The following is a 6,736-nucleotide window of genomic DNA, read 5'->3' as shown; positions in this document are numbered from 1 at the left end:
TACTCGGGCTTTATTATACTGAAGAATCTATTAAAAGTATCATGACTAGGGATGAACTCCAGACCAGGTATGCGACTTTTGAAAAAAGCAATTTTCGCATTGCCAAATTCCTCAATCTCATTCCAGGATTGAGCGCCACAGATTACAGCAGCAATGGATATATAGATAATAGTTTCCATTTTATGTACTTTTTGCGGTTCATCCTAGGATCTTCTATTTGTTTACAAAGGTCAATTATGCCAATTTTCATGTTAGTTTATGTTTTAATATATCTTATAAAGATAAGGAAAATAATCGACATTAGCAAATGATAATATGTTAATAACCAACAATATAGTAAGGAAATTACAAACGAGAATATAGTAAAAAATATAATGCGTCTGCCCTGCGTCTTTTTTATATAGATAGTCACTTTATAAAGTGACAATTGTCAGCTTATAAGGTGACATTTATCACTTTACAAGGTGATAATAGTCACATAGCAAGGTGACAACTACCTGACTGCATAAACTCTTGCAGTTTACTGCACTCAAAATTCTTATTCTATGCAGTGGAAATCCTTATTGTATACATTGAAAAAAATATCTTGTGGTGAGTTTGATGTAAAAGGTTACATGAAATATAAAAGAGCCATGCCGGAATTCGAGGTCTGTAACAGACTTGCGATTTCACGGCATGGTTGTTTGATAGCATCTCTATTCAGAGTAATCTTCATTACTCTGGTTTGTACAGAGATTAAGATTTACCCCTCAACGATTCTGAAGAACAGGTTCTGATTTGAGAAGTCGGTATTATAATCAATCTTTATTTGAAAATTGGTCGTTGTCGGAACTAACTTTAATTTGAATGTCTGTTCGTCACTGTCAATCTCCAAACCGGCAGTAGTCTCATTGCCTTGTGGCTGGAACTTTAATTCACACCTTCTTTTGCCAAAGTATTTCTTTGCATAATCGGTTATCACAAGTTTATTTGTGGCAAAATCATATTTTATTAATACAGGAAGATTCTTTCCGGTAAGATTTTTAGGACCGCCGTAAACATCCCATGAACAACCGTTTACCCAGAAATTGTGATTCTTGAAGTAATCTCCGAATTTATACACTTTGCCTACTTCCAAATCTGACAATTTCTTCTTTTCCGGGTCGCCCGTTATTTCAGATACTTTGATTTCATAATCTGTACTGATGACTCCCGTTGCGTTTGGCTGTTTGTCAAGCCCCATGTAGATTGTGTTTTCACCCGGCTGGCGAACCGGGTCTTTGATGTACCACTGTTCATTTCCGTTAGAGGTAGTTTCTCCCTTACCGGCATTGAATGTCCAAGAGAGTTTGACACCATTATTGGCTTCTGTCATATCACTCACTTTCTTGTCGTTGAAGTTGAAGTTATACAGAGCCCATACCGGACTTAATGTTAAAGTATAGTTGTCGGCATCCCATTTGAAGTTAGTATCCCATTTTTCTTTTACTTTGTCATTCTGGTCGTCTCTATTCAATGTGATTTTGAAATCAGCGTCAGCAGGTTTGAAATTATACAAGGTAGTGCGCAAATCCAACTCGTTGAAGTGGTAACCCAGTTCTTCATCATACACACCGGGGATTGCCAATTTCTTGCCTAATATACGTATATTCTGATTCGGGTCAGTATCCGGATGGTCAATACCGGCTTTTACATACATTTGAATAGCCAGTTCCTCTTTTGCGGTCGGAGCTTCCACTACATACTTCGTACCTACATTTCCTACATACAATCCCACTTCTTTCTCATTGAGAGTGAAAGGAGCTTTGTCTGTTCCTTCATCATTCATAGCGAACAGGTTAGCGCCTTCTATGCCATCAGCTTGAGGGCCTACCAACAGATAACTGGTCTTTTGGGCGGCATCGTAGTAAAGGCATACTTCACCATTAGCTAACTCAGTGTCTTGTGTAATCGTTGCAAGGTTGGTAGTCATCGGGATAGCTTCCCAATTGCCGCCATTGGCTTGAGTACCCAGTTTCCATGCTTTGGACGCAGTGACACCAAGATTTTCCATTGTTGTTTGGGCATTCTGCACAATGAAGGCTTTTGTACCTTTGTACAGACTTTCAATGTCACTCAACGATACTGTTGTACTTCTCAATTCGATACCGTTCTTAGCGGTCGCTTCATCCTGTGAGTAAATCAATACTTCTTTAGAGAATTCCTCTTCGGCAACGGTATAAGTTATTCTGACTTTACCCGACCTGTTAGCAGCTTTGGCAGTTAATACACCTTTATCAGTAACTTCGAATGTATTGTTCGGGTTTTCTGTCAACTCATAAGTGGTTGCAACTGAGAGTTCACTGAATCCCAGTTCGTCCACAAACTTCACTTCTTCGTTTTCACCGAATCCCCAGCCTATTGTCCTGGTAAGGTCTAGACTTTCGGTGCTGACGAATTTCAAGGATTCCGAGTTCTGATAAACCGTACGTGTCTCACGATAAGCGAACACGCCGTTGTTGGCACTGTAGGAAGTCGGTTTCACCACGAAGTAGTTGGAACTTGTAGTCGTCTTGTCCAATGTGATTTCCAGTACTGCACCGTAGTAAGGAGCCGTCATGTTACTTGGAGTCAACTCTACGCTCAAGATGCCGTTTTCGTCTAACTTCTTAGTTGTATTTACTAACAGTTGGGGCGCTTCCGCACGTGTCAGCTTCAATTCGTGAATATCCGCGCACTGGAAGTCGGCTTCGGACAAATCAATGTCTTTAGGTAGAATCTTGAACTTGGCGGTAGCTGTATGGGCAGTAACCACTTTGCCTTGCGTATTGGTGTAGCTGGCTGCTTCCAGGAATTCATCTTCTTCGAACACGAATTGTTTTTGGAAGAGAATGGAACTGATACCGCTGAAACCGCCACCTTGTACGGGAAGAATATAGTTTTCGCCGTATATATAGACGGAAAGTGTTTTATTCTCTTTGTTCTCTGCCAAAATCGGTGTATCCTTGTCTGCGGTGATAGTGGTTTGCACCAGTCCTTCCGTTTTCTGGATGTAGATATAACCGTTGCTCTTGTCATAATACAGTTGGTCTTTGTCTGTTCCGGGAATTTCCTGTTCGGTACCGAATGTCAACACTTTATACCAGCCCGCACCTTTGTCTTTGGTATATCTCCATGTGCCTTCTTCCACCTTGAACTGGTAGAAAGGGGTGGCTTTATTGGAAGCCTGTACATACAACTCGTCTCCATTGCTCAATACGATGGTATATTGCGACTGGTCTTCACTGGGATACCAGCTTTGTACGGTCAGGTTAGCATTCAACGCAGCTTCAATCTTTTCTTTGAATCTGTCCATGTCGGACTCAACGGTTGTGATGCGGTTGTTCAGACCTTCGATATCCGAGTCGTAATCCTTACAGGAAACAACTCCTGTTCCTAATGAAAACAACAGTGTTCCATAGAGAAAACTGTTTAATACTCTTTTGTTCATCATAGGTAAATTTTTAGTTTGGTACATATTTTACTATTCTAATTTCTTTATTTCTCTGCGATAATCTCTGCATAGTTCAGGCTGATGTCACCTTCGGTCACTATCAGGTTGAAGTCGGCATATCCACGTGCGTCACGAGAGTAAACGGCTACTTCGGTTTCTTCCCATGCGCCGCCTGTGACAGGGAGACTTACGCTTTGGGTCATTGTGTCGCCAATTTGGCAACGTACGCTGGCTGCGTTATTGCTGGAGTAGCGGAAGCGGATAGTGGATGTTCCGGTTCGGAAAGGTATTTCTTTCCATCTCAATGTGTTCAAGCTGCCGGAAGTGAGGTTGGCGTGCCAACCACCGTTGTACTTCGTGTCGTTGCAGTATTTCACCACGCCCTGCTCGGGAGCATTGTTCATTTCTGTTTCCATCAACAGCGTTTCTATCTTATTGCCCGAAACCGAACCGTTGAAACAATAGTCGCAGGCTTCCGCTTCCAATTTCTGTCTGGTCGGGAAAGGACGGTTGCTGTACTTGCGGAGCAGGTTGATGCGTTGGTTGGGATAGTCGTAGTAGATTTTATCCGAACTGCGCCACCAGGCTGCGTTTTCGGCAAGGTCGGTAAATCCTTCCAGAAATACGAGATCAGGTTTTTTGGCTAAGAACGATTCCATCATCTTGGTTGCGTAGCGACCGTGGTCGGCATCGATAAACTGCCAGTTCGGACGGGCGAGGTCACCTTGCACGAAGCCCGGGCATCCGCTGCCTACACTGAAACCCTTGAAGTTGTAGGCGGAGATATAGGTGTTGTAGATTAAGTTCTCGTTGTACACTTCTTCTGACATATCCATAGTGGGAACGGCAAACCAGTTGTGAATACCGTCCAGATAGGGGCAGTTCACCAATGAGAAGTCGCGGTCGGTCCATTCGCGCTGGATGATAAGGAATGGGCGCACGCCGAACGTACTGTTGAAATCGTCGCTGATGCACTTCAGGATATAGCTCAACTTGCCGTTGTAAGCATCCGATTTTGTTTCATCAAGCCCGGTCGTACTTTTGTATTTTGCCGGGTCTTTCTTCATCAGCTCGCTAAGGTAACTGTCCTGCAGGAAGCCGTTAGGATTCCAGAACAGGATAACCGGGCGTCCGTCTATCTCGAACCAGTAGTCGCGTGGTACGTTTTCGAACGAGGGTTTCAGGTTGGCATCCCAGATGTAGTAGTACACTTCCTTGCGGAAATCGTTGTCCGCACCTTTCATATCCTCTTTTTCGGGGTCGAGGAACAGTAACGGATAGTGTGAACCTTCTACACGGCTGCCGTTCTTGAACGGCTTGTTGTCATAACCGTAGCCTTTGTGCGCGTTGCGCGCAGCCGACCATGAAGCAGGCGTATCGTCGAAGATGGCGATTTTAAACTCGTGTTCCACACCTTTGCGCTTGATAGCTGCCATCAGGTCATGGAGTTTGTCCGGGCGTCCGTGGTCAATGTCCTTGTTGGCTTCGCCGCGACAGTTCATTGCAACATAATCCTGACCACTGTAAGCGATTTCCTCTACAAAGTTATCCCACCAGTCGGCTTCGGTAATCGGGCCGGGATAAGGTTGGTCGTCCTGTGCTTCCGGGTAAGCAGAAGCAACGTAGCGGCAGAATAATGAACGGTTGTGCATGGTGGAAACGTCGGTGCTGGGCTTGTCCATCTTCTGGCGCAAGTTGCCTTCGAATCCTGCCAGTGTACCTATTTTGTAAGAACGTACGATTTCCTGTTCCGTTCCCTGTCCGCCTTCAGAACCCGGACCGTCCGGACCGTCATTCGGATTGTCGTCCGAGCACGTCCAGCAGAAAGCGCCCAAGCCCAGCAGACAAATGTATTTCCAATATTTATTTTTCATATTCTTTCTATCATTAAAAAGTTAACATTCTTAGTTTTTCTTGAATTGCTGCCGGGTGATGTCCAGGTAAGTCCTGCCATATCCGTTGCCATATCCTTCTACTGTCGGCTCGATGAAAGAGTCGAAGTTGTACTTGTTGTAGGAGTCGATAAGAATTAACCGGTTACGTCCGGCATTCATCTTGGCTACGTTGCACATGGTACGGTAGGTGGCGGCGTCTTTCTTCACAATCGGAGTGTTACCGATGGAACCGCGACCGTCCTGCACCAGTTTGTTCCATGCCGGACCGACGCAAGGTACGAACTCCATACTGCCGTCACCGAAAGCGGGCAATGCTGTTTCACGGTTGTACTTCCAGTTCTGATCTATCATCTGCGGGTACATATAGGAACGGCTCATCTCTGACTGGTCGTACATATTGCGGCTGGCTACGGCGTCTACGCAACCTTCCATGTAGAAGTATTGGTAACGCATCTGGTTGCACCATACATCAGCACTTTCCACCATGATGTAAATGTCGTAACCGGTAGCTTCTTTCACTGCTTTGCGGATACCATCATACATTGCTTTGGATTCTTGCGCGTAGATTTCGCCTGTCTTGTTCTTGATGTAAACCACCGGGCGCGTGCCACCAAGCTTGTAGTAACGGTCGTCGGAGAAGTAACAGCCTATTTTGCTGAAGAAATTGTTCAGTAGTTGTTGGCGGGTGTAGGTGACACCGTCATATACCTTTCCGGCTGCCGTTTCGATGCAGTTGCTTGAAGAAAGGGTAGGAGGCAGGTCGACAATGTTGTTCCAGTTGACCGAAATTACTATTTTCATTGTTTTCAAGTCTACGAAGTCTACTCCCGGTTGACCGAGGTGTGGCATCGGCAGGCGTTTGCCGCCTCTGCCGGAGCGTCCCAGCATCATTGTGACGAACAGTGAATCTCCCTGATTGATTTCTGTACCGGGACCCTTGCCCAGGTCAGCGCCTACTTCGGGCAGGATTATAAAGTTCGCTCCTGCTTCGATACAGTCGTCTACATGCTGCTGTACCATTGGTATCATGCGATAGCTCTGGCTTCCTGCGTCCGGTTGCAGATAGCCGTCCTTTTGTGATTCGGGCATTACTTGCGGTGTCAGGTTGTTGTAGTTGTTCTTGGTGCTCAGTTCCTTGTCGGTCAGCGTCAGAAGTTCCCAACGGGTGAAATTAGCGTCACCATTCGGTCTGGTGGTAATGTCATTCCCCTTGTAGTAGAAGATGCCCACCTGATAATCTTCGGTGACGGGAATTTCCGGAATCTCGTAGTTCAGGAAGTAGTCATCGACGCTCGGACCTTCTTCCTTGCTGCATGCTGCAAGAAGTAGTAAGGCTGCGGAGCATCCGGTAATGTATTTCATTAGTTTCATAACTGTCTATCTGTTTATT

At 45.1% G+C, this 6,736-nt stretch carries 3 protein-coding genes and 1 pseudogene; all 4 read right to left on the bottom strand.

Going from position 1 to position 6,736, the window contains the following annotated elements; all coding sequences use genetic code 11:
* A pseudogene (locus tag HMPREF9010_RS25815) lies at window positions 1-155 on the bottom strand (transposase family protein); the annotation flags it as partial.
* A gap of 587 nt (window positions 156-742) precedes the next feature.
* Window positions 743-3,451 carry a hypothetical protein gene (locus HMPREF9010_RS0124900; protein WP_198139076.1) on the bottom strand — a complete coding sequence of 903 codons (2,709 nt, stop codon included), beginning with the start codon at window positions 3,449-3,451 and terminating at the stop codon, window positions 743-745.
* A 44-nt stretch (window positions 3,452-3,495) separates the two neighbouring features.
* Complete coding sequence (locus HMPREF9010_RS00545; RefSeq protein ID WP_008651907.1) at window positions 3,496-5,325, bottom strand: DUF5010 domain-containing protein; 1,830 nt, start codon at window positions 5,323-5,325, stop codon at window positions 3,496-3,498.
* A gap of 30 nt (window positions 5,326-5,355) precedes the next feature.
* A complete protein-coding gene (locus HMPREF9010_RS00550; protein ID WP_004307110.1) occupies window positions 5,356-6,717 on the bottom strand; it encodes a glycoside hydrolase family 99-like domain-containing protein in 1,362 nt (453 codons plus the stop codon).
* Window positions 6,718-6,736 lie beyond the last annotated feature (19 nt).

The organism is Bacteroides sp. 3_1_23, assembly GCF_000162555.1.
In the GTDB taxonomy this organism is placed as follows: Bacteria; Bacteroidota; Bacteroidia; order Bacteroidales; family Bacteroidaceae; genus Bacteroides; species Bacteroides ovatus.
Note: the sequence above shows the minus strand (reverse complement) of the source record. Positions and strands in the feature narration are given on the sequence as shown.